The 21,976-nt window shown below is 36.6% G+C and carries 24 protein-coding genes; 7 read left to right on the plus strand and 17 right to left on the minus strand.

All coding sequences use genetic code 11. The features are described 5' to 3' along the window. Positions 1–259 precede the first annotated feature (259 nt). The 3 genes from RUH74_RS08155 to RUH74_RS08165 form a co-directional block, all read right to left on the minus strand. The gene (locus RUH74_RS08155) at positions 260–898 is read right to left on the minus strand and encodes a TVP38/TMEM64 family protein (RefSeq protein ID WP_313799787.1); all 639 of its coding nucleotides are present in this window, start codon (positions 896–898) and stop codon (positions 260–262) included. Positions 899–1,038: 140 nt separating this feature from the next. After that, complete coding sequence (locus RUH74_RS08160; RefSeq protein WP_313799788.1) at positions 1,039–1,425, minus strand: hypothetical protein; 387 nt, start codon at positions 1,423–1,425, stop codon at positions 1,039–1,041. A gap of 106 nt (positions 1,426–1,531) precedes the next feature. After that, positions 1,532–1,702, minus strand: coding sequence for an ATP-binding protein (locus RUH74_RS08165; protein WP_313799789.1), 171 nt, complete (start codon positions 1,700–1,702; stop codon positions 1,532–1,534). Between the two features lie 209 nt (positions 1,703–1,911). Between RUH74_RS08165 and RUH74_RS08170 the strand changes: the two genes are divergently transcribed. Next, on the plus strand, positions 1,912–2,541 hold the full coding sequence (locus RUH74_RS08170) for a LysE family transporter (RefSeq protein WP_313799790.1): 630 nt from the start codon (positions 1,912–1,914) through the stop codon (positions 2,539–2,541). Positions 2,542–2,577: 36 nt separating this feature from the next. Here RUH74_RS08170 and RUH74_RS08175 read toward each other — a convergent pair whose 3' ends face one another. Then, complete coding sequence (locus RUH74_RS08175; protein ID WP_313799791.1) at positions 2,578–3,924, minus strand: amino acid permease; 1,347 nt, start codon at positions 3,922–3,924, stop codon at positions 2,578–2,580. 150 nt (positions 3,925–4,074) lie between these two features. On the opposite strand from RUH74_RS08175, the gene RUH74_RS08180 reads away from it, so the two are divergent. After that, a complete protein-coding gene (locus RUH74_RS08180; protein WP_313799792.1) occupies positions 4,075–4,254 on the plus strand; it encodes an H-type small acid-soluble spore protein in 180 nt (59 codons plus the stop codon). Between the two features lie 65 nt (positions 4,255–4,319). Here the strand turns inward: RUH74_RS08180 and RUH74_RS08185 are convergent, their stop codons facing one another. Further along, positions 4,320–4,532 carry a cold-shock protein gene (locus RUH74_RS08185; protein WP_313799793.1) on the minus strand — a complete coding sequence of 71 codons (213 nt, stop codon included), beginning with the start codon at positions 4,530–4,532 and terminating at the stop codon, positions 4,320–4,322. Between the two features lie 505 nt (positions 4,533–5,037). Here RUH74_RS08185 and RUH74_RS08190 point away from each other — a divergent pair. Beyond that, complete coding sequence (locus tag RUH74_RS08190) at positions 5,038–5,325, plus strand: DUF6509 family protein (RefSeq protein ID WP_313799794.1); 288 nt, start codon at positions 5,038–5,040, stop codon at positions 5,323–5,325. A gap of 47 nt (positions 5,326–5,372) precedes the next feature. On the opposite strand, the gene RUH74_RS08195 is transcribed toward RUH74_RS08190, so the two are convergent. The 4 genes from RUH74_RS08195 to RUH74_RS08210 form a co-directional block, all read right to left on the minus strand. Continuing rightward, positions 5,373–5,780: a cytosolic protein gene (locus tag RUH74_RS08195; RefSeq protein WP_313799795.1), complete on the minus strand. Its 408-nt coding sequence runs from the start codon at positions 5,778–5,780 to the stop codon at positions 5,373–5,375. A 123-nt stretch (positions 5,781–5,903) separates the two neighbouring features. Beyond that, a complete protein-coding gene (locus RUH74_RS08200) occupies positions 5,904–6,104 on the minus strand; it encodes a cold-shock protein (protein WP_313799796.1) in 201 nt (66 codons plus the stop codon). 124 nt (positions 6,105–6,228) lie between these two features. Then, positions 6,229–7,680 (minus strand): degradosome RNA helicase CshA, encoded by a 1,452-nt coding sequence (cshA, locus tag RUH74_RS08205; protein WP_313799797.1) that lies wholly within the window; start codon positions 7,678–7,680, stop codon positions 6,229–6,231. A 336-nt stretch (positions 7,681–8,016) separates the two neighbouring features. Beyond that, complete coding sequence (locus RUH74_RS08210; RefSeq protein ID WP_053476600.1) at positions 8,017–8,217, minus strand: cold-shock protein; 201 nt, start codon at positions 8,215–8,217, stop codon at positions 8,017–8,019. A 789-nt stretch (positions 8,218–9,006) separates the two neighbouring features. On the opposite strand from RUH74_RS08210, the gene RUH74_RS08215 reads away from it, so the two are divergent. From RUH74_RS08215 to RUH74_RS08225, 3 genes are all read left to right on the plus strand, one after another. Continuing rightward, a complete protein-coding gene (locus RUH74_RS08215) occupies positions 9,007–10,206 on the plus strand; it encodes an MBL fold metallo-hydrolase (protein ID WP_313799798.1) in 1,200 nt (399 codons plus the stop codon). After that, a complete protein-coding gene (locus RUH74_RS08220; RefSeq protein WP_313799799.1) occupies positions 10,203–10,463 on the plus strand; it encodes a DUF3006 domain-containing protein in 261 nt (86 codons plus the stop codon). Before RUH74_RS08215 ends, RUH74_RS08220 begins: the two co-directional genes overlap by 4 nt. A gap of 97 nt (positions 10,464–10,560) precedes the next feature. Further along, entirely contained in the window at positions 10,561–11,358 is a 798-nt protein-coding gene (locus RUH74_RS08225; RefSeq protein WP_313799819.1) for a nucleotidyltransferase domain-containing protein, read from the plus strand. Between the two features lie 228 nt (positions 11,359–11,586). On the opposite strand, the gene RUH74_RS08230 is transcribed toward RUH74_RS08225, so the two are convergent. From RUH74_RS08230 to RUH74_RS08255, 6 genes are all read right to left on the minus strand, one after another. Then, the gene (locus RUH74_RS08230; protein ID WP_313799800.1) at positions 11,587–13,251 is read right to left on the minus strand and encodes a glycerol-3-phosphate dehydrogenase/oxidase; all 1,665 of its coding nucleotides are present in this window, start codon (positions 13,249–13,251) and stop codon (positions 11,587–11,589) included. Between the two features lie 230 nt (positions 13,252–13,481). Then, positions 13,482–14,972 (minus strand): glycerol kinase GlpK, encoded by a 1,491-nt coding sequence (gene glpK, locus RUH74_RS08235; protein WP_313799801.1) that lies wholly within the window; start codon positions 14,970–14,972, stop codon positions 13,482–13,484. Between the two features lie 49 nt (positions 14,973–15,021). Then, on the minus strand, positions 15,022–15,831 hold the full coding sequence (locus RUH74_RS08240) for an MIP/aquaporin family protein (protein WP_313799803.1): 810 nt from the start codon (positions 15,829–15,831) through the stop codon (positions 15,022–15,024). A 168-nt stretch (positions 15,832–15,999) separates the two neighbouring features. Beyond that, positions 16,000–16,548 carry a glycerol-3-phosphate responsive antiterminator gene (locus tag RUH74_RS08245; RefSeq protein WP_313799804.1) on the minus strand — a complete coding sequence of 183 codons (549 nt, stop codon included), beginning with the start codon at positions 16,546–16,548 and terminating at the stop codon, positions 16,000–16,002. 120 nt (positions 16,549–16,668) lie between these two features. Continuing rightward, on the minus strand, positions 16,669–17,499 hold the full coding sequence (gene ku, locus RUH74_RS08250; RefSeq protein WP_313799805.1) for a non-homologous end joining protein Ku: 831 nt from the start codon (positions 17,497–17,499) through the stop codon (positions 16,669–16,671). 72 nt (positions 17,500–17,571) lie between these two features. Further along, a complete protein-coding gene (locus RUH74_RS08255; RefSeq protein ID WP_313799806.1) occupies positions 17,572–18,063 on the minus strand; it encodes a GyrI-like domain-containing protein in 492 nt (163 codons plus the stop codon). Between the two features lie 132 nt (positions 18,064–18,195). Between RUH74_RS08255 and RUH74_RS08260 the strand changes: the two genes are divergently transcribed. Beyond that, entirely contained in the window at positions 18,196–20,022 is a 1,827-nt protein-coding gene (locus RUH74_RS08260; protein WP_313799820.1) for a DNA ligase D, read from the plus strand. 42 nt (positions 20,023–20,064) lie between these two features. Here the strand turns inward: RUH74_RS08260 and RUH74_RS08265 are convergent, their stop codons facing one another. Together RUH74_RS08265 and ribH are read right to left on the minus strand one after the other, a co-directional pair. Beyond that, positions 20,065–21,312, minus strand: a complete 1,248-nt coding sequence (locus tag RUH74_RS08265) for an EAL and HDOD domain-containing protein (protein ID WP_313799807.1) — start codon at positions 21,310–21,312, stop codon at positions 20,065–20,067. Between the two features lie 180 nt (positions 21,313–21,492). Continuing rightward, positions 21,493–21,963: a 6,7-dimethyl-8-ribityllumazine synthase gene (ribH, locus tag RUH74_RS08270; RefSeq protein ID WP_313799808.1), complete on the minus strand. Its 471-nt coding sequence runs from the start codon at positions 21,961–21,963 to the stop codon at positions 21,493–21,495. Between the last annotated feature and the right edge of the window lie 13 nt (positions 21,964–21,976).

Below are 21,976 nucleotides of genomic sequence, written 5' to 3' on the forward strand. Positions count from 1 at the left end.
TTGTACCTTATGTACTTGAATTTTCTCTAGCAATTAAGTCATGTAAATTACTAGCTATAGGCACAAATGCGAATAAATAGTCGGATAGAATTAAGCTTTGTAACATTTTTGTAAAACTCCGTCTGTTAAGATTATTATAAATAGTCGGAAAACTTTATGCAAGTAGTTTTCAAATTTTTGCACCAGCCAGCAATTATCCTTAGTTTTACAGGATAAAAAACCAACACTATGACCTTTGGAATATATGAAACGCTTGAGCCTATTTTTGCTTTTCTCTTACAGCATTCCTATTATGTTTGTGATAGTATTTTTTAATTAAATAAAAGAGTAATATTAAAAAAAATGCAAGAACTCCTAATACGTATTCGTTTATTTCCCCTGAAAATAATCCCGCTGGTATAAGAGACAAAATGAAAAAATAAATAAAATTACCGAGCGAAGTAGCTATAATAAATTTATTTAATCGAATCGCACTTAATCCAGCCGTTATATTAATAAAACTCGTTGGAATAAAGGGAATCACCCTTGCTTGGAGCACATATAAAAAACCATGTTTTTCCCCAATATTTATTATTTCCGGCTTTATTTTCCTCAATAACCAATCTTGAAACCCAACCCTAATTCCAAGAAACACGATTATGCTTGAGATTATGCTCGTTACCCAGCTCCATAAAAAGCCATAATAAAATCCATATAATGCAATATTTAAAGAAATGACTAAGATAAGTGGAATAATAGTAAATGAATTTTGGATAATCATAATAATAAAGGTGATACCGAGAGTATAATATATATTTTCACCGAGTAAGGATGTAATGGTATCGATATCCCCTGATTTTAACACGGGATATAAGCTTGATTTAAAAAAGAAATAAATGGCTACAGTAAGTAATGCCAAAAATATGATTAACCTATGTAAGGTTCTTATAACTCCACCCCCAAATGAATCACAAATGTCTTACCATCATCATATCAAATTTGTATGAAACCATTGTAAAAAAAATAAAGCACTTGGTCATCCAAGTACTTCTCTCTGCACTATTTTTCTTTAGTAAAGGTTAATAAGAAAAAGAATAAAAAGCTAAGTAATAATACGGATCCTCCTGCGATATATAGGATTGTATTTATTGCTGGAGAAAGGAACTCAGGTTTAAAAATAAATAAAGTCATTCCTCCAGTTAATCCTATTGAACCTATAATAGCAGTATATACATGAAGCTTTGCTAGCAGTCCTATTTTTGGTTGAAATATTTTATAATAAACAGCCCATGCAAATATTGTTAACCAGCCAACAACTAATAAATGAGCATGAATGGGTCTAAAAGCATAGCTCCCTGCCCCTGCCATATGTGATCCTAAAAACGCGCCAATTAGTGCAAAAAATGCTGATAATCTTAATAATAGCGTACTGTAATTATGTTTCATCGAACCATTCTCCCTTAATATAAATTTCCCCTATTTTCATAGTGTTAATTTATATTATGAATATGAACGGATGATGAATGGAATATTACAATTCTCTTTGTTTATTCTAACCTTTTCGTAAACTGATCGCACACGTAGTGACCTTGTCTTTTTTATTCTCAACATTTATTTCACCGTGGCGCATTTCAACGATTGAATAAACGATTGATAAGCCGAGACGAGTTCCTTCAACCTTACGGGTTCTTGATGAATCAACCCTATAAAATCGATCGTACATTCGTTAGATTTCTCCTTCATTCATTCCAATAGCAGTATTCTAAAACTCTCTTATTTTAAAGAACTTATTTATTTTACATCAATGGAAATCGCACATTTCGAAATAAGCTGTTTCTTAGTTAATTTCCAAGAAAGAAATAGTTGTCGTACAAGCATCCCATTATGAATAAAATGGGTAAAAATGAGACAGCAATGTAAGGAGATGTACTTATGAGTGTTTTTATTGGATATGTATTTCTTGGCCTCTCACTCGCTGCACCAATTGGACCAGTAAATGCAGCACAATTGGATAAGGGGATTAAAAGCGGATTTCTTCATGCCTGGCTAGTGGGTCTTGGCGCTATGATAGCAGATATTATTTATATGCTAGCTGTTTTTCTTGGCATTGTTCACTTTCTAGAAATTCCTTTTATGAAATCCTTCTTATGGTCTTTTGGATTCTTTATTCTCGTTTATACAGGAATTGAAAGCTTAATCAGTGCTGGAAAAATCTCATCTAATTCAAGGAATATCGAAGAAGCAGCAATGAAATCTTTTTTCTCAGGATTTTTCATGTCCATTTCAAACCCGCTGACCATTCTGTTCTGGCTAGGAATCTACGGTTCTGTTCTTGCAGAAACAGCCGCTAAATACGATCAAACTCAGATTGCCATCTACAGTCTCGCTATCATTTTCGGATTATTGCTATGGGATATCATAATGGCAGGTGTCGCAAGCAGTTTCAGAAGATTTTTATCAATGAAGGTTCTAACTGCTATTTCCATTTTGTCTGGACTGTCCCTAATTGGATTTGGGCTTTACTTTGGATACCAAGCTTTAATCCTATTGTTTTTCAGCTAAAGAAGCACTCCACTTTTTTGAAAGTGGAGTGCTTCTTTAGCTTGCTTTCTTTCTCTTAATGAAATGCATAATAATAAGGACAATTAATACAAGACCGACAAATAATATACTAACAAAAAATCCTGGTCTGCTTGACTTGTGTAATAATGTCCCACTTACTGCTGTTAAGATAAGTGCCATGCCGGCGAATCTTTTAAAGTGATCGAATCCAGCTGAATTAATTAGCCGTGGAAATGAAACAAGAATAAAGAACCAATTATATAAGAGCATTAATCCAGCGGCAGTCGTAATATACTCATAAATACTATCCGGCATAACAAGAGATAGAACAATCGATGTAATAAGCCCGACAATTGTTAAACCCAGAGCAAGAGGGGGGACCTTGAGCTTTCCTTTTTTTGAAAAGATTTTTGGGGCATCCCCATCCTCTGACAATGTGACAACCATGCTCGTTACAGCAAATAAAGATGCTGCCATTGTTGAAAACCCAGCAATTATTATCCCGCCATTAAAAACATGTGGAAAAAAGGCTAAATGATATTTATCTAACGCAATGACAAATGGACTTTCTTTCGCATTAAATTGATCCACCGCTACTAGGCCTGTTGCTAATGCCAACGAAATTAAGTAGATAGTCACTAAGATTATTAACATAATCGTTCCAGATTTCCGTGCATCCTTTTTATTTTTTAACCTTGGTGCCATTATGCCCATTATCTCTATTCCACCAAATGCATAAAACCCATAAATGAGTGAAGACCATAATCCCTTTATACCTTTTGGCAAAAATTCATTCATATCGTTTGGAATCGAAAAGTCTTTGCTGCTTCCGCCAAACAAGCCGAATAAAACGGCTATAGCCAGGATAATAAACATAAAGATGGCAGCAACCTTAATTACAGCAAACACATTTTGAGCACGCTCAAAACCTTTCGTACCAATAACGACTACGATTATACCAAGAACGGCATAGCCTGAGGCAAATATCCATAAGGGAACATTTGAAAACCAAAATCGTGAAAGAATGGAAAGAGCTGTTAACTGACTTCCAGTGATTAGCATTTCCGAAAACCAATAGACCCACCCACTACTGAAACCAGCCCAGGGACCGTATGCTTTTTTTGCATAGGAGCGAAATGACCCCTCTTGAGGATCTTGCGCAGACATTTTCCCTAACGCATCAGCAACAATATAAGTACCAATACCAGCAAGAATAAAGGAGATTAGAATGGAAGGACCAGTCATCTTAACTCCGATGCCTGATCCTAAAAAATAACCCGTTCCAATAATACAGCCCACCCCTATAAGGGAAAGCTGCCACCATGCTAATTTTTTATCTTTTTTGTTATCCTCTTGTCCGCTTGGCCGCACTGGTATCTCCATCGTTTTCCCTCCCATTCAATCCAAATTATTATTGAACGAAGGGCATAAGTTTATGTACCTTATTGTTAAATCGTGCAGATATCTTTTTAACGTATAAAAAATAAGATCTAAATAAAAAATATAATGGATTATTAATGAGGAGTGATATATGTGGATATAAAACGGGTCAAACAAATCTTATCTTCTTCTGCTGAAATTGAAGTAAAATATAATGGTGCATCTGTCTGGATTGACCAGTTAAATGAAGATGGAAAAACAGCCACCGTACATTTACGGGGACCGCTAGAGGAACGTTCAGAGGTTGATATTACTGAATTAAAAGAGGTGTAAAAGGTCATGTCACCCAATTACTAGATGGGTGACAGACCAATTTCATTTTCTAACTACCTTGTATATTAACTGTTCGCATAAATGCTATTATTATTAACAACTTGTAACTCTTTCGTTGTTTCCTTCATCTCACTTTTGCAAATAGGACATGTTGGTGTTTGGCTGCTCTTAAAATTATCTCTTATCCAGCAATTGCACTTCTCTGAAGTACATTCCCACACCTTGACTTCTTCCAATTTCACTTCTTCTGTGTTTTTTCTTCCAAAACCCATTGCCATATTAGGCACCTCCTAATTAGAAATGCGCAAGCGCTGTATTCATCCCTGACAAAACTAGTCAATCATATCGATAAGGTACTGTTTTTACCTTTTTTTGGATGATTGGCTTGTGACACTCGATGTCGACAAAATCGCGAAATCCTGTACGTCAGGCTAGGCGCTGTAGCTGGACAAAACCTTGACTTTTTAATAAAAAATAAAAACACTTGTTAAATAAAGGGACATAAAAATATCAACTCTAAATAACAAGTGAATTATGGGCAACTTATTTTCAATGTTCAGCTCATTAATTAGTATAACATAAATTCCCTACATCGTCAAAATCTTATAGCAGATACTTTATTATATTGAACAAATAGGACAAATATTCCTGATTACTGCAATAAAATTTTAAATAATTAAAAGCTTTTTCTTATTAAAGGTATTACTATCCTATCCATAAGGGAAAGGTGTATAATGTTCTAGTTAAGTTTTCGTTTATGCTTTATAAGGAAGGGTGAAACCTATGAAGATCACAGGCTATACTGTTGAACAATTGAATGATCCAACAGGCATTTTAATCGGAGAGCGCTTTGAATTCTTTTTAGATATTGAAGTAGATGAAGAGGATGAATTATATTCAGTAAATGGAGTACAGCTTCGAGTGCTTTTTTATAAAAATGAAGATGATAGTCGAATATTGAATTATCATTTCCTTGCTGATGAAAAAATCTTAGAATTTGCCCTTGATGAGGAAGAAGAACAAATCATCACAAAATTTTGCAATGATCACCTAATAGATACAGAAGAATAAAAAGAGCAGGAATTTCCTGCTCTTTTTTTAATCTTGCACAAATCTTTTTAAACTTCGGTATTCTTTCCCTCTTCAGCAATATGGTACATTAGGTGTGCAAGATGATGAATCGGACTATACGCTTCCTCAGCATCTTCCTCTTCATCCTCATATTCCTCGTTAAACTCAAGATCATTTAAATGCAAGGCAGCAAATTGGTAGAAATCTTTCAATTCAAATGCATAGCATGCACTTGGATCTTCAAGTTCATCTTCATATTGAAGAACCATATAGGATTCGTTCCCATTTGCATCAACTGCATCAAAATAAATAAAAAATCCAATATTCGTATCTAACTCAAATAGATGTCTTGTTCCACCTTCAGTCAATCGATCAAAGTCCTCTTCACTCAACTTTTGCACCTTCATTGCATCCACTTGATCTTCCTTATGAAATTGAACGGTAAATTCTTTCATGGTGTTGCCCCCCTTTTCTATTTTAATCTAACACAAATATTGAAGCATTCATATTATTACCCATCTTCCATTGGTGAATCCAAATAAAAAGAGCCCAAAGTGGGCTCTTTTTAATGTTATGGTTTAAACTTTCGTTACATTAACAGCTTGAGGGCCACGCTGGCCATCCTCTATGTCAAAATGAACTTCTTGGCCTTCATCTAGTGTTTTGAAGCCTTCTCCTTGAATCGCAGAAAAGTGTACAAATACATCATCTCCACCTTCAACTTCAATAAATCCAAAGCCTTTTTCCGAATTAAACCATTTTACTTTACCTGTTGCCATTTTTCAAATCCTCCTAAATATTAACGCTAACAGAACATAATCCTTATCCTGCATCTACTAGTATGGCTATTTATTCGGATCTTATCCATTTAAATAGATGAAAAAGTTCATAGAAGCATAACTTTTATTTGCTTCTTGTTCTATTTCTGCTTCTGTCTCTTCGGTCCCTTCCACCGTTGCCCGCGTTTCTTCCTCGATCTCTGCCTCGGTCATTATAACGTTTTCTGTCACCGCCACGATCACCTCTAGGCTTCCTTACGCGAATCGGTTCAACAGCAGTTAATTTAACCGGAGTTACATCAGGATCTTTCGTTAACAATTTTAAAGCAGCTGCTAGTAAGGAAACAGAGTCCGTATCGTCAAGCAATGATTCAGCAATTCTCTTATAATCTGCATGATCATTATTTTCTATAACTGTCATTAAGCGATTAATTGTTGCCTGCTGATTACCAATTAGCACATCTTTAAATGATGGAACAGGCATTTTCGCCATCTTGCTTTTTGTTACATTTTCGATAATTTTCAAATGGTCAATTTCTCTTGGTGATACAAATGTAACGGCAAGCCCTTTTTTCCCCGCACGTCCAGTCCTTCCAATACGGTGAACATAACTTTCTGGATCTTGAGGAATATCAAAGTTATATACATGAGAAACGCCGCTAATATCAAGACCCCTAGCTGCTACATCCGTCGCGACCATAATATCAATCGTTTGCTCTTTAAAGCGGCGGATGACTTGGTCACGTTTTGATTGCGGAATATCCCCATGAATTCCTTCCGCTGAGTATCCACGTTTGATTAGGCCTTCGACAACTTCATCAACACGTCTTTTTGTACGTCCAAATACAATTGCAAGCTCAGGGGATTGTATATCCAAGAGACTGCAAAGCACATCAAATTTTTGTTTCTCATGCACTTCCATATAATGTTGCTCAATATTTGTTACAGTCATTTCTTTTGCCTTGATTTTTACTAATTCAGGTTCTTGCATAAATTTTTCTGCAAGTGATTGAATTCTTTTTGGCATGGTTGCGGAGAAGAGCATTGTTTGGCGCTCCCCTTTAATTTCACCTAGAATTCTTTCAATATCCTCGATGAAACCCATATTGAGCATTTCATCCGCTTCATCTAGAACAACCATTTTTAAATTCGCAAGTCGAATGGTTTTTCTTTCAATATGGTCAATTAATCTTCCAGGTGTTGCCGCGATAATTTGCGGTCTATTTTTTAAGCCACGAATTTGACGGTTAATATCCTGCCCACCATAAATCGGCAATGTCTTAATTCCTTTTACTTGGCCAATTCGATTTAATTCTTCCGCAACTTGAACGGCCAGTTCACGTGTTGGTGCAAGTACCAGCCCTTGAACGCCTTCCTCTTTACTAACTTGCTCTAATAACGGAACACCAAATGCGGTTGTCTTCCCTGTTCCTGTTTGTGCCTGTCCAATCATATCTTTCCCTTGCAGACCGATAGGAATCGCTTGTGCCTGAATCGGTGTTGGCTCTTCAAATCCCATATTCGATAATGCTTTTTCTAATTCATTACTAAGACCAAAATCTGAAAAAGTTGTCAAAGTAGTAGTTCCTCCTTATATCTACCCTATTTTAAGGTTTTCCTTATTTCAAAAAATCAATAGTTACGTTAATAGGTTTTCCAGTTTGCATCTTTTTTTACATACGCTTTATTTATTTTTCCATTTAAACAACATTCATTAGAGCCTATTTTCCTAATCGCTCCCGAGGAAAAAGTGAAACTACAATTCCGAAAAAGCAAACAGTGATTGGATTCTCTTTTGAGGAATAAATGAAGAATACAAAGTGGAGAACTCGAACAAATGTGTAAATGCCTTATTTTTTAAACGTAAAAAAGTGATGCATGACTGACATGCATCACCTCATTTTAAAAATGATTATGCTTTTTCTACGTTAGCAGCTTGTGGTCCACGGTTACCTTCAACGATTTCGAAAGTTACAGCTTGACCTTCTTCTAAAGTTTTGAAGCCTTCAGATTGGATAGCTGAGAAATGTACGAATACATCTTGGCCTTCTGAAGATTCGATGAATCCGAAACCTTTTTCTGCATTAAACCATTTTACTTTACCTGTGTTCATGAGATTACCTCCAAAAATGTGTTCACTATAAGTCTTTATTATATAAACTTAAACATAAAAAAGTCGCAGTACAATGAAATAGGGGAATAAAAATCGCCTACATTTCATTGCAGCTACGACCACTTATCCATAAAATATATAACGAACTTTAGCGTTAACCTAATCATAAGGGCATACCCCTTATTTGTCAAATCTTTTTTATTTCATGACATCAAGTCAATCTATTCGATATATTCGAGATTTCATTTTCTTGTCCAGCGTAAACGTCAAAATAATGTTCCGTAGACATTTCGCCATTTTCTAAACCTAAAACAATGAAAGCCCTTCCTCTCTTCCATCCTTACGGCTCCTAGGCCGTGCCAGCGGGAATCAGGTATAACAAAAATACAAGGGAATTGTTCACTCTTTCGAGATTTTCAAGTTATGTGTAAAACTGAAGTGTAAAAAGCGAGGACCTCTATTTTTTTCAGAGGATTATTTAAGAAGAAATTCAACAAGTTCTGTTGTCCACAAAATTATTCTTAATTCCTAACCTATAGCCAACTTAAATCTAAAAGAGCCTAATTATACTTATCGATAAAAAACAAAAAGTCGTACGATCTACAAAATGAACGGCTAACACATTGACATTTTGTTAAGTTCACGACTTAGCTTTTACATCTCAAATACATCATCAATAACTTTAACAAAGATGCTTATTTTTGTCAACCTTTTACAATTATTACTGTTTTTTTACACACGCTTTCTCCCCTTTTCCTTGTGTTAATATAAGAAGTAAGGGGGAGAATTATGTGTATTCATTTTCGCAATTTCCTTATCATTTTCCTGGCATTTATTATATTAGTAGGATGTACAACAGAAACCATATCCATTAATGAAAACAATATGCAAGGAACAAATACGCTCACAAATGAAGCTGAACAAAACAAGTTAGATGATATATTGAAGGTTCATTACATAAATGTTGAACAAGCCGATTCAACATTGCTTCAGTTTACTGAAAGTGGCAAAAACCACACAATACTCATTGATGCTGGTGATTTTAATACGGATAATGTTATTCAATACTTACACTCTCAACATATTACAAATATTGATATCGCGATAGGAACACATCCTGATGCTGATCATATTGGTCAATTAGATAAGGTGATCACGCAATTTAACGTGGGGGAGGTATGGCTTTCCGGAAATCCAAGCAGTTCCCAGACTTTCCAAAGGGTTTTAGAAGCAATTCATGAATCCGGAGCTGGGTATGAGGAACCTAGAATGGGAGACCATTATGAAATTGGTCCGTTAAAAATAGATGTTCTTTACCCAAAAGTGCTAACTGGAAAAACGAATGAGGAATCTATATCCTTAAAGATAACCTATGGGGATGTCCGCTTTGTTTTCACAGGAGATGCCGCAGCAGAAAATGAGTTGGAGATGATTGAAAGCGGATTAAATGTAGAAGCTGACATTTTACAGCTTGGGCATCACGGGTCTTCAACATCAACTAGCGAGGAATTTTTACAAGCTGTGAAACCGAAAGTGGCAATTTATAGTGCAGGCAATGACAACTCCTACGGACATCCACACCTAGAGGTTGTTAGCTTAATTCAGAAATCCGGCATGGATTTATACGGTACGAATATCCATGGGACAATTATCGTGACTACTGACGGCAATTCATATTCTATAAATACAGAGCATAACGGAAAAATTAAACCAACGGCACAAAAAGATCCTGAGACGGCAAAAGGCACGGATGAACTACTGACAGAAATAAGTAAAGATAAGCCGAAAAATAGCTGCATTGATATAAACCATGGATCACTTGAACAAGTAGAGAAAATTATTCATATTGGACCTGAACGAGCCATGGACCTCATCGAACTCAGGCCCTACGACTCAGTTGACGACTTATCAAGAATAAAAGGGATTGGACCTGTAAGAATAAAAGACATTCAGTCAGAAGGCTTAGCATGTGTGGGAGGTTTACAATGAGAGGGTATTTTGATCGATTTGAAGATCAGGAGCTAGCAGTTATCCTTGTCGAAGAATTAAACAAACAATTTGTTATTGCAGTAAAAGAATTGCCAGAGAAGAGTAAGCCAGGGATGTGGTTTGATATAACAATTAAGGATGGAAAAATCCAATCTGTTCAGTACAATAGTCAGGCTACCTCTGATGAAATTCAAAAAACAAACAACTTAATGAAAAAAATCTGTGCAAAGAATAAAGGAAGTAACTTTAAACAATAAGCTAAGTTAAATGACCTGTCCCTCCATACATCGGGGCAGGTTTTATTTTTTTGGATAAAATAAAAATGTGGGTACCTCAAGAAATGGAGGAAGAATGTTGAAAAAGCATATTCAAGAAGTTTTACACCAAATCGAAATTGATTATAAAGTAAAAATTCTTTACGCGTGTGAAGCTGGCAGTCGCGCATGGGGATTTCCTTCTAAAGATAGTGACTATGATGTCCGGTTTATTTATATTCATCCAAGGGATTGGTATCTTTCCATTGACCATGAACGGGATGTTATTGAGATACCAAAAAATAATTCCATTTCCATTCCAATTGACAAACGATTAGATGTGAGTGGATGGGAGTTAACGAAAGCCCTAAGATTATTTAGAAAATCGAACCCTCCACTATTGGAATGGCTGTATTCAAGCATTGCCTATTACGAAGCCTTCTCAACGAAGAAAAAATTAGCAGCCTTAGCTGAAAAGGTATTTTCACCAGCCTCGTGTTTATTTCATTATCTCAATATGGCAAAAAGAAATTATCGAGAGTTTATTCAAGGAGAACATATGCAAATAAAAAAATACATCAATGTACTGCGTCCTATTCTAGCTGCTAAATGGATCGAAGAGAAAAATTCACTTCCGCCCATTGCGTTTCCAATTATGCTTGATGTTCTATTGCCTTCCGGCGAGCTAAGAAAAGAAATTGATCGTTTATTAAAGAAAAAAATCGCTGGTGCTGAATTAGTTTTGCAGCTAAGGTTTGATTTAATCCATTCGTTTTTAGACCAAGAAATAACCCAATTGGAGGAATATGCGAGAAGTTTGAACACACCAATTACAGATCCAACGCAAGACTTGAATGAGATATTCAGAGAAACGTTAGAGGAAGTATGGGATAAGTAGAATTAGAGCAGCTTAGATGTAAAGTGCAGTTTCTGTTCACTCTATCGTCCTCATGGTTACCGTCACCACACTTATTCTATGTTTGTAGGCATCATTTGCACCTTTTGATTACCGCCATCTCGCTCTTTTCACGTTTTCGGGCATCATTTCTTCAAAAAGAAGCAGACCCAACCAAAAACGATTGGGTCTAATTTACTCTTCTCATATGTTTAATTCATTCAAATAAAATTACTGCAAATCAGATGGAACTATAGCGTCCTTTAGTGCTTGTTGTAGCCCTGCTTCAAATGTAGCTCTTACTTCCTGATTCCATTCAAAGTAGTCCGCCATATAATTAATAACTTGTTCTTGGTAGGTTCTTACCGTTTCAATGTCAAACAAGATGGCACCCGTTCTTCGGTTAAAGAAGTCAATCGGTGTTGCTGCCATTTCATTTTCGAGGGCATATCTTAATTTAACCCATAATTTGACAGGCAGCTGATATTTTTCAGCTTCATTTTTGCCATGTTCTTCTACTATTTTAAATAAGACAGGAACATTTGAACCATACATTTCCGCAAGATGTGCCGCATCCTCTTTCGTTAACCCGGCAGCAACGCCAGCTTCGATTTGTCCAGCAACAAATTCCTTAAATTTATTTGAGCCGCCAACTTCCCCACCTGAAATTGGCAAATGCTTTGTTTGACAGATTGGGAAAATTTTATTTTGTTCTTCACTAAATTTCTTAACAAGAACATCAACAATCGTTTCTGCCATTTTTCGATAGCCTGTTAGTTTCCCTCCAGCAATCGTGATTAAGCCTGAATCAGACTCCCAAATTTCATCCTTACGGGATATTTCAGAAGGGTCCTTTCCTTCCTCCCAAATAAGCGGACGAACACCTGCCCAGCTTGATTCAACATCTGCCTCCGTAATGTTGACTTTTGGGAACATATAATTAATCGCTTGAATAATATACGTACGATCCTCGGCAGTCATATGCGGGTTTACTGGATCGTCCCCATAAAAAGTATCTGTTGTCCCTACGTATGCTTTACCTTCTCTTGGAATGGCGAAGACCATTCGTTTATCTGGTGTATCAAAATAAACCGCTTGTTTTAGTGGGAAACGGGATTGGTCTATCACTAAGTGAACTCCTTTTGTCAGCTGCAAAGTTTTCCCTTTTTTTGAATCGTCTTTTTCACGGATCGTATCCACCCATGGACCAGCTGCATTGACTATCTTCGCTGCTTTAATTTCATATGTTTCTCCAGTAAGCTGGTCAGCAACAAGAACACCGACTACTTTTCCATTTTCATAGAGCAACTGGTCAACCTTCGTATAATTTAATGGGGTTGCGCCTTTGTTCGCTGCAGCTTTCATTACTTCGATTGTTAAACGTGCATCATCTGTTCGGTATTCCACATAATAGCCTCCGCCTTTTAATCCATCTTTCTTGACTAAAGGCTCTTTATTGATTGTTTCCTGAACATTAAGCATCGTTCTGCGTTCTGCCTTTTTAACCCCTGCAAGAAAATCATATACTCTAAGGCCAATAGAGGTGCTGAATTTCCCAAATGTGCCCCCTTTATGCATTGGCAGCAGCATCCACTCAGGTGTTGTGACATGGGGACCATTTTCATAAACAATTGCTCGTTCCTTTCCTACCTCGGCAACCATTTTCACTTCAAATTGTTTTAAATATCGAAGTCCACCATGTACCAACTTGGTTGAACGGCTTGAGGTTCCCGCCGCAAAATCCTGCATTTCTACAAGAGCAACGCTCATCCCTCTAGTTGACGCATCCAAAGCGATACCTGCACCTGTAATTCCTCCGCCAATTACTAACACATCAAACTTTTCATTTTTTAATTTATTTATAATGTCACTTCGATTATGATTTGAGAATTTCATTCCTATGTCCTCCCTTTATCAAAAGGTAATTAGTATAAGTTATTCCCTTAATCAACAGCCCGCAACAACAAATGTACGCGCAATCATCATTTGGCACTAGAGTAGAACACAAAAAAGAGACCACAAAACACATTATCGATTAACGATAATGATCTTGTGGTCTCTCCGGTTCTCCTGCCGAGCTATTAACTTGATTTAATTATATCACTTTTTCCATTGATTGAAAAGACTTATTTAAATGCCATCGCCGCTTTCACCGCTTTTTTCCAGCCGTCATATAAGTTCTTGCGACTTTCTTCTTCCATGCTCGGTTCAAAAGATTTATCAATTGCCCATTGATTCGATATTTCTTCTTCATTTTTCCAATAGCCAACAGCAAGTCCTGCTAAATAGGCAGCACCAAGAGCAGTCGTTTCATTAATTGTCGGTCTTTCAACAGGCACATTTAAAATATCACTTTGAAATTCCATGAGAAAATCATTTTTTACAGCCCCGCCATCCACACGCAATGTCTTTAATTCAATTCCTGAATCAGCTTCCATTGCGGAAAGTACATCTTTCGTTTGGTAGGCAAGCGATTCTAACGTAGCACGGATAAAATGCTCCTTAGATGTGCCTCTTGTTAAACCAAATACTGCACCTCTTACTTCACTATCCCAGTAGGGAGTACCAAGTCCGACAAATGCAGGAACAACATAAACACCTTCCGTTGAATCTACCTTTTTCGCATAGCCCTCACTGTCTGTAGCATTCTGCAGCATTCTCATTCCATCACGAAGCCATTGAATGGCAGATCCAGCGACAAAAATACTTCCTTCCAGGGCATACTCCACTTTTCCATCCAATCCCCATGCAATCGTGGTTAATAAGCCATTTTCAGAACGCACTGCCTTTTCACCTGTATTCATCAGCATAAAGCATCCTGTGCCATACGTATTTTTGGCCATACCTTTTTCAAAGCATGCCTGTCCGAATAGAGCTGCCTGCTGATCTCCTGCAGCACCCGCTATTGGAATTTCCTTGCCAAAGAAGTGATAGTCAACTGTATGCCCATAAATTTCTGAAGAAGGCCGTACTTCTGGAAGCATCGATGCAGGAACGCCTAGAATTTCCAGCAACTCTTCATCCCATTTTAAATCATAAATATTAAACATTAATGTTCGTGACGCATTCGAGTAATCAGTTACATGGGCTTTGCCACCGGAAAGCTTCCAAATCAGCCAAGTATCGATTGTACCAAACAATAACTTCCCTTGCTCTGCCCTTTCTCTTGCCCCATCCACATGATCTAAGATCCATTTCACTTTTGTTCCAGAAAAATAAGCATCAATTAATAAGCCTGTTTTTTCACGGAATGTATCATTATACCCCTTTGCTTTCAAATCTTCACATATATCACTTGTCTGTCTAGATTGCCAAACAATTGCGTTGTAGATAGGTTTCCCTGTTTCCTTATCCCAGACAACCGCCGTTTCGCGCTGGTTTGTAATCCCAATCCCCGCAATTTGCTCGGGTTTAACCCCTGATTCAGAAAGTACTTCAGCAATGACTGAAAGAATTGAACCCCATATTTCATTTGCATTATGCTCCACCCAGCCTGGCTTTGGGAAATATTGCGTAAACTCCCTTTGAGCTAAATGGATAATTTCTCCTTTTTCGTTAAAAAGAATCGCTCTAGAACTTGTTGTCCCTTGATCCAGTGATAATATAAACTTCTCCATCTTCTCTTCCCCCGTTCATTCAAAATCATCTTTCAATTATCCCTCTGTTTTAGAAGGTTCTATGTTCATTTCTGTTTTTTCCCATAAGATAGACAATGATTAATATTATTATATTAACAGCTAGTACGATCCATAACACGTTTGAGAGTTTTCCAGTAAAGAAAATCTGATAGAAAATCGCTCCAAGGGATCCACCCATAATTGGTCCTAAAACAGGAATCCACGCATAGTTCCAGCCTGATTTGCCTTTTCCGTGAATTGGAAGCACAAAATGCGCAATACGCGGACCAAGATCACGAGCAGGATTGATAGCGTATCCTGTAGTCCCCCCAAGAGACATCCCAATCACTACAATCAACAGCCCTACTGCAATCGGATTTAAACCTTCTGAAAACTTATTTGCACCTATAAATAAGAGACCTAGCACAAGAATAAATGTACCAATCACTTCACTTAATAAATTTGAAAAAGTATGTGGAATGGCTGGACTTGTTGAAAATACAGCTAACTTTGCTCCTTCGTCGTCCGTTGCTTTCCAATGTGGCAAATAGTGAAGGAATACAAGAACACCGCCGAAAAATCCGCCAATGATTTGTGCGACAATATATTCTGGCACATCTGCCCATGGAAAGTCTCCATTTAGTGCTAAACCAATCGTTACAGCCGGATTTAAATGCGCACCGCTAATCGATCCAACTGCAAAAACGCCCATTGTTACTGCCAGACCCCAAGCAATTGTAATGACAATCCATCCTCCATTAAATGAGAACGTTTTCTTTAAATTCGCTCCGGCAACGACGCCTCCACCAAATAAAATCAAAATCATCGTTCCGACGAGTTCTCCCATAAAAGCCGACATTTCAAATCCCCTCTTTCATCTTACAGACAGAATTAGACGAAAAAAAAGAGATCCACGACAGATTACACCTTAATTAAGGCAAAACTGTGTAAATCTCCTAATCTCCGACACAAAAGAATTAACTTGTAAATTGAGTATACAATTCTATGAAAACGTTGTCAATTAGATTTAGTCATTAAATATTTCCCATAAATCCATCTTTGAAGTCGTAATCGCCGAAGCTCCTGCCTTCAAAGCATTCTCCACTTCTTCCCTTGAACGTATAAGACCGCCAGCCAAAATTGGCGTATTTAACCGCTGATTTACCTCTTCAATCATCCAAGGCATCGCACCTGGCATGACTTCAATATAATCAGGCTTTGTTTTCTCTAATAGCTTATAGCTTTTTTCTAGCGCATGGGAATCAATGAGAAAAATCCTCTGAATCGCAACGACCCCTTTTTGTTTTGCCTTTAAAATTACACTTGATTTTGTTGAGATTAATCCATATGGTTTATATTCTTGACAAATATATTCTGTTGCATAGTCATCACTTTTTATCCCATGAATCATGTCAACATGATAAATCATTTTTTTGTTGCTTGCTTTTGCCATTTGATTAACATTTTTCAATTGGGCAATATGCATTTCCAAACACACACCAATTTTGTAGGGGCTTTTTAAAAATTGCTCAAACTCTTTCATTGTTCTAGACGCAGGAAGAATTTTTTGTTCCATTTTTTCAACTCCAGTTTTTGACTATACCCCATATACTAGAAGGAAATAATAAATAACTCAATGATAATTTGAAAGAAAGCCGATTTTTCTTACAAATCGGCTTTTGCATGATCCTTTTAACTATGCTTCTTTTTTGGCTTTTGAAGAAGCACGTTTCTTTTTTGCTGCAGGCTTCTTCGGTTTCGTATTGTCTATTGATGCTTGAAGTGCTGCCATAAGGTCAGTCACATTCGCGGCAGGCGCTTTTTCAACCGGTGTGACAATTTCTTTTCCAGTACGTTTCGCTTCAATCAGTTCAAGGAGAGCTGTTCGGTATTCATCCGTATATTTCTCTGGTTCGAAGTCTGATGTTAATTGATCGATTAGCAAAATTGCTGTATCAATTTCTTTTTTCGTTACTTTATCTTCTGCAGGAACATTAGGAACATCGCCTGCTTTTCGTACCTCATCTGGGTAATGAATGGTTTCCATTACGAGTGTATTTTCATAAACACGTAGTACAGCTAACTGCTCTTTAGAACGAATAATAATTTTGGCTAGCCCAACTTTTTCAGATTCTTCTAGTGCCTTACGCAACAAGGAGTACGCTTTTCCCCCGCCATCACCAGGTGACATATAGTACGTACGATCATAATAAATTGGATCAATTTGGTCCATCTTAACAAAGTCAATAATCTCAACTGCTTTATCCTCTTTCTCTTTTTTAAGCTTTTCCAAGTCCTCATCATCTAGAACAACAAACTTCCCCTTTGTGTATTCATATGCCTTCACAAGTTCTTCTGTCTTAACCTCTACATCACAAATAGGACAGACTTTTTCATATTTAATCGGGGAGTGACACTCTTTATGAAGATTTCTAAGCTTAATATCTTTATCTTCCGTTGCTGAATGGAGCTTGATGGGAATGTTGACAAGTCCAAAGCTAATACTGCCTTTCCAAATTGTATGCATAATGAATTTCCCTTCTTTTTGTCTTAATTTGTGTTACTGTACATAATGCATACATATAAAATGCTGGTAAGATTAAGACATCTTAAGGATAGGGATGTGAATGACAAAATGAGGATCCATTAAATCCCGATCACTTGTGTATGTTTCATGTTTTATTGGCAATTCATCAAAATAATCGATATCCTTTTCTTTGTAAATATCATATTCACTTTCTTTCATCCACTGAAGAATTTTCATATATGTTTCACCAATATTCTCACCTTTTTTATGCTGGGTTTTTAAGTAAGTTAACTCTGGGACAAAAATTTCTATCATCCCGTTAGGAATAACCTGCTTATCACTTACTTCATATACAGAATAATGGGTAAATCCATCTGGTCGAAGGTGATATGATAATCCTAATTGATACTCAGGAGAAATCGCATCATCTAACTCATGAACTCTTTTACTCATCTCCTTTATTATTTCTTTTAATTGTTCAACTTCTGAATAGGAACCATTCCATTTAAGTCCGATTGCTCGGTATTCGGGTATTGTCACAATTTCATATTGAAAATCCTTCATTTATAGACCTCCACTCATTCCTTTTCCCAAAATATTCTATCCATCATCCACTTTTTCCTTTTAAAAAGAGTCGTTTTTTTAAAATTGGCAAGAATAAAAGATACCAAAGGAGGGTTGAAAAAGATGAAGCCGCTGAAGCCGATGCTGCCTAGCCTTTCCTTTGTAGTACCTGAGGGGAGGGAATGGCTTTATGAAGTTAAGTACGATGGGTTTAGGGCAATTTTACATTTGGACGATAATGAAATGACGCTTATGAGCAGAAACGGCAAATCATTATTAGATTTATTTCCAGAAATACGATTATTCCTTGAAAGGATTAAGGACAAAACAGCCCCTTTTCTGCCTCTTACTTTAGATGGCGAATTGGTCTTTCTCGAAAATGCCTATAAAGCTCATTTTGGCTCCATTCAAGTAAGGGGAAGAATGCGGTCAGAAAAAAAGATTGCAGAAAAAGCAAACGCTTCGCCTTGCAGACTTCTCATATTTGATGTAATTGAACTAAACGGGGAAGCAATAGTAAATGAACCATATCTTTCAAGAAAAGCACAATTACTCGCCTTTTTTGAACAATGTGACCTCCCATTACAACCGGATGAAAAAAGTGCGAGACTTATGCAAATGCTCCCGTTTTATAATAGTTTCCCGGAGATTTGGGAAAAGGTTACACTTTATGATGGGGAAGGAATAGTAGCAAAACAGCAAAATAATAAATGGGAAGAGGGAAAGAGAACTTCTTTATGGATGAAATACAAAAATTGGAAATTCGCTACTTGCTTTGTTACCTCATATGAGAAATCGAATGGATACTTTTATACAGGTGTATATAAAAACGATACAATTATCCCAATTGGCCAATTTATTTTTGGTATAAAGCCTGATGAGAAGAAAGCACTTACTCAAATCATTAAGGAGAATAAAACAGCTGAAGACAATCAATTTATTTATGTAGAGCCAGCCATATGCATCGAAATTAAATATTTAGAAATATACGATGCCCAGATGCGTGAACCACATTTCCATCAATTCAGATTTGATTTAAGACCAGATTCATGTACTTATGATCAATTCATCCGAGGACAAAAGAATCTGCCACAAGGTGTAGACATTACCCATCCAAATAAACCGTTATGGGCGGATCCTCCCATACAAAAAATTGATTTTATCCATTATTTAAGGGAGATTTCCCCTTATTTACTTCCTTTTTTAAAGGATCGCTTATTAACAGTCATCCGCTTCCCACATGGAATTTTTGGAGAGTCATTCTACCAAAAAAGCTGTCCAGAATATGCTCCTGATTTCGTTGAAACGAAAATGGCTGACGGAATAAATTATATCGTTTGCAATAATTTAAAGACCTTACTTTGGCTTGGGAATCAGCTCGCCTTTGAATATCATATACCTTTTCAAACTGTAAATAGTCATAAACCAAGTGAAATTGTATTTGACCTTGATCCTCCATCAAGAAAAGCATTTGGTCTTGCAATTAAAGCAGCAAAATATATTAAAGACATTCTCGACCAGCTTGAATTAATTAGTTTTGTTAAAACATCCGGGAATAAAGGACTCCAAATTTATCTCCCCCTCCCGGAAAATACGTATACATTTGAAGAGACAAGATTATTCACATCTTTCATAGCTAATTACTTAGTTTCAAAAGAACCAGATTCTTTTACAATTGAACGGATGAAAAAAAATCGCGGCAATCGGCTTTATATTGATTATATTCAACATGCAGAAGGGAAAACGATTATTGCTCCCTATTCATCAAGAGGAGTAAAAGAAGCTACAGTTGCAGCTCCCCTTCATTGGGAAGAGGTGAATGAAGATTTACGAGTCATTGATTTTCAAATTCCTATGATTATTAAAAGAATTAATCAGCATGGAGACCCTTTCCTTCATTACTTTTCAGCAAAAGAAAAACAAAAGTTTCAGCCTGTTCTAGATTTCTTAAAAAAATAGAAAAAGCCTGCCTTAGCTTTTATGGCAGGTCTTCTTCTCCTATTAAAACAATGGTTCACCAAAACTTAGTTCATTCGCCCAGCTTAATGATTCTGCATATATTTTAAATAAATCCTTCTCATCAATTGTTAACTCTCTACATTTCTCACTAATAACCGTCCACTCTGCCTTTTCGACTGCGAGGACAAGATCAAGAACATGTTTCAGTTGATTATCTTTTCCAGTCAGCGCTTCGCATATTTCTTCCTCAAGCGGTAAATCCATTAGAATCTTATCCATTGGCATACATAATAAAGAATCTACCATTGAAAACATTCCTGTCATAAAATTACTGGGAGACGATAGGCGATTCTGTCTAATTTTCTCAATTTCTTCACACATCCTCGCTCTTGTCAGGCTAATATGGATTATTTCTTGTGAAATCTCTCGTTTTTCAATCGATGATTCCCGAACAGCAAGAACATATATCCATTTCTGAAGTTCAATTAAGCCAAGCAAGACAACAGCCTGCCGGATGGAATTAATTTTCTGCTTTGGGCGAAAAGCTGGAGAATTGATTAGTTTTAATAATTTATAAGATAAAGAGATATCTCTTTCAATCAACTCAGTTATTCGGTCAATATTCGGTTCAGTCATGGACAAATTTTGAATCATTTCGTAATAGGAGTGGAAATAAGTTGGTACATCATGTGTCGAAATGATGACCGGCTTCGCAAAGAAATAACCTTGAAAGTATTGATAGCCCCGTTTCTTCGCATCTTCAAAGGCTTCTCTCGTTTCAACCTTTTCAGCAACTAATTCAATATTTAAATCTTTTGCAATCGCTTCGATTTTCTCCCTCATTTCAATAGGAGTAAATAAAAAGTCTACTTTTAGTATATCTGTAAATTTTAATAGATCATGTGTATATGGATTTAATTCATTAAGTATGAAGTCATCAAGTGCGATTCGATAACCTTGTGCTTTTAGGTCCCTACAAATTTCAATTAATTCCGGACTCGGGATAACCGTTTCTAGAATTTCTACAATAATTTCTCGTGGTCTAAAATACGTTGGGAGGCCTAACTTGAGCAAATTTTCTGTAAAATTAATGAAACAAGGTTTGCCGTTAGAAAGCTTATCAATCCCAATACTTAAAAAGCTATTAATTATAAGTTCAGTGGTTGCCTGGTCTCCATCTACATCAGGGAAAGCATTCTCTTTTTTATCCTTCCGATAAAGAAGTTCATATCCAAATACTTCTTCCGTTAGATTAAATATCGGCTGCCTTGCAACAAAAACTTCCATCATTTTACCTCCGACAAAAAATTAACAAAATTTACACTTTTTTCATTATATACGAAAACAAATATTTAAAAAGTCGAAATATGTTGATTTCTATAATATTTTCTCATATTTTACCTCTTCTGTCATCAAAATGGAGCACCGAATTCAACAGTGCTCCACGTCGTCTTTATTTTATCGAAATGACTATTTCACCAGCTGTCTGTATAAATTGCCCATTTCTATTGCTCCCACAGCAGAATCCCAGCCTTTATTACCCGCCTTCGTCCCAGCACGTTCAATTGCCTGTTCAATCGTATCTGTTGTTAAAACACCAAAAATAACTGGGATACCGCTTTCCATTCCAGTGGACGCAACCCCTTTCGCAACCTCATTACTTACATAATCAAAATGAGGAGTGGCACCACGTATGACTGTTCCAAGTGTAATGATAGCATCATATGCTCCTGATTGAGCAAGCTTTTTAGCTGCAAGAGGAATTTCGAAAGCTCCTGGCACCCATACAATCGTTACGTCCTCTTCTTTTACGCCATGACGTTTTAAAGCATCTTCTGCACCACTTAATAATTTTCCAGTAATAAATTCATTAAAACGGGAAACGACAATGGCCATTTTCAATCCTGTACCAACTAAATGTCCTTCAATTACTTTTTTCATCTAACATCTCTCC

This window comes from Cytobacillus sp. (assembly GCF_032154635.1).
Taxonomy (GTDB): Bacteria; Bacillota; Bacilli; order Bacillales; family Cytobacillaceae; genus Cytobacillus.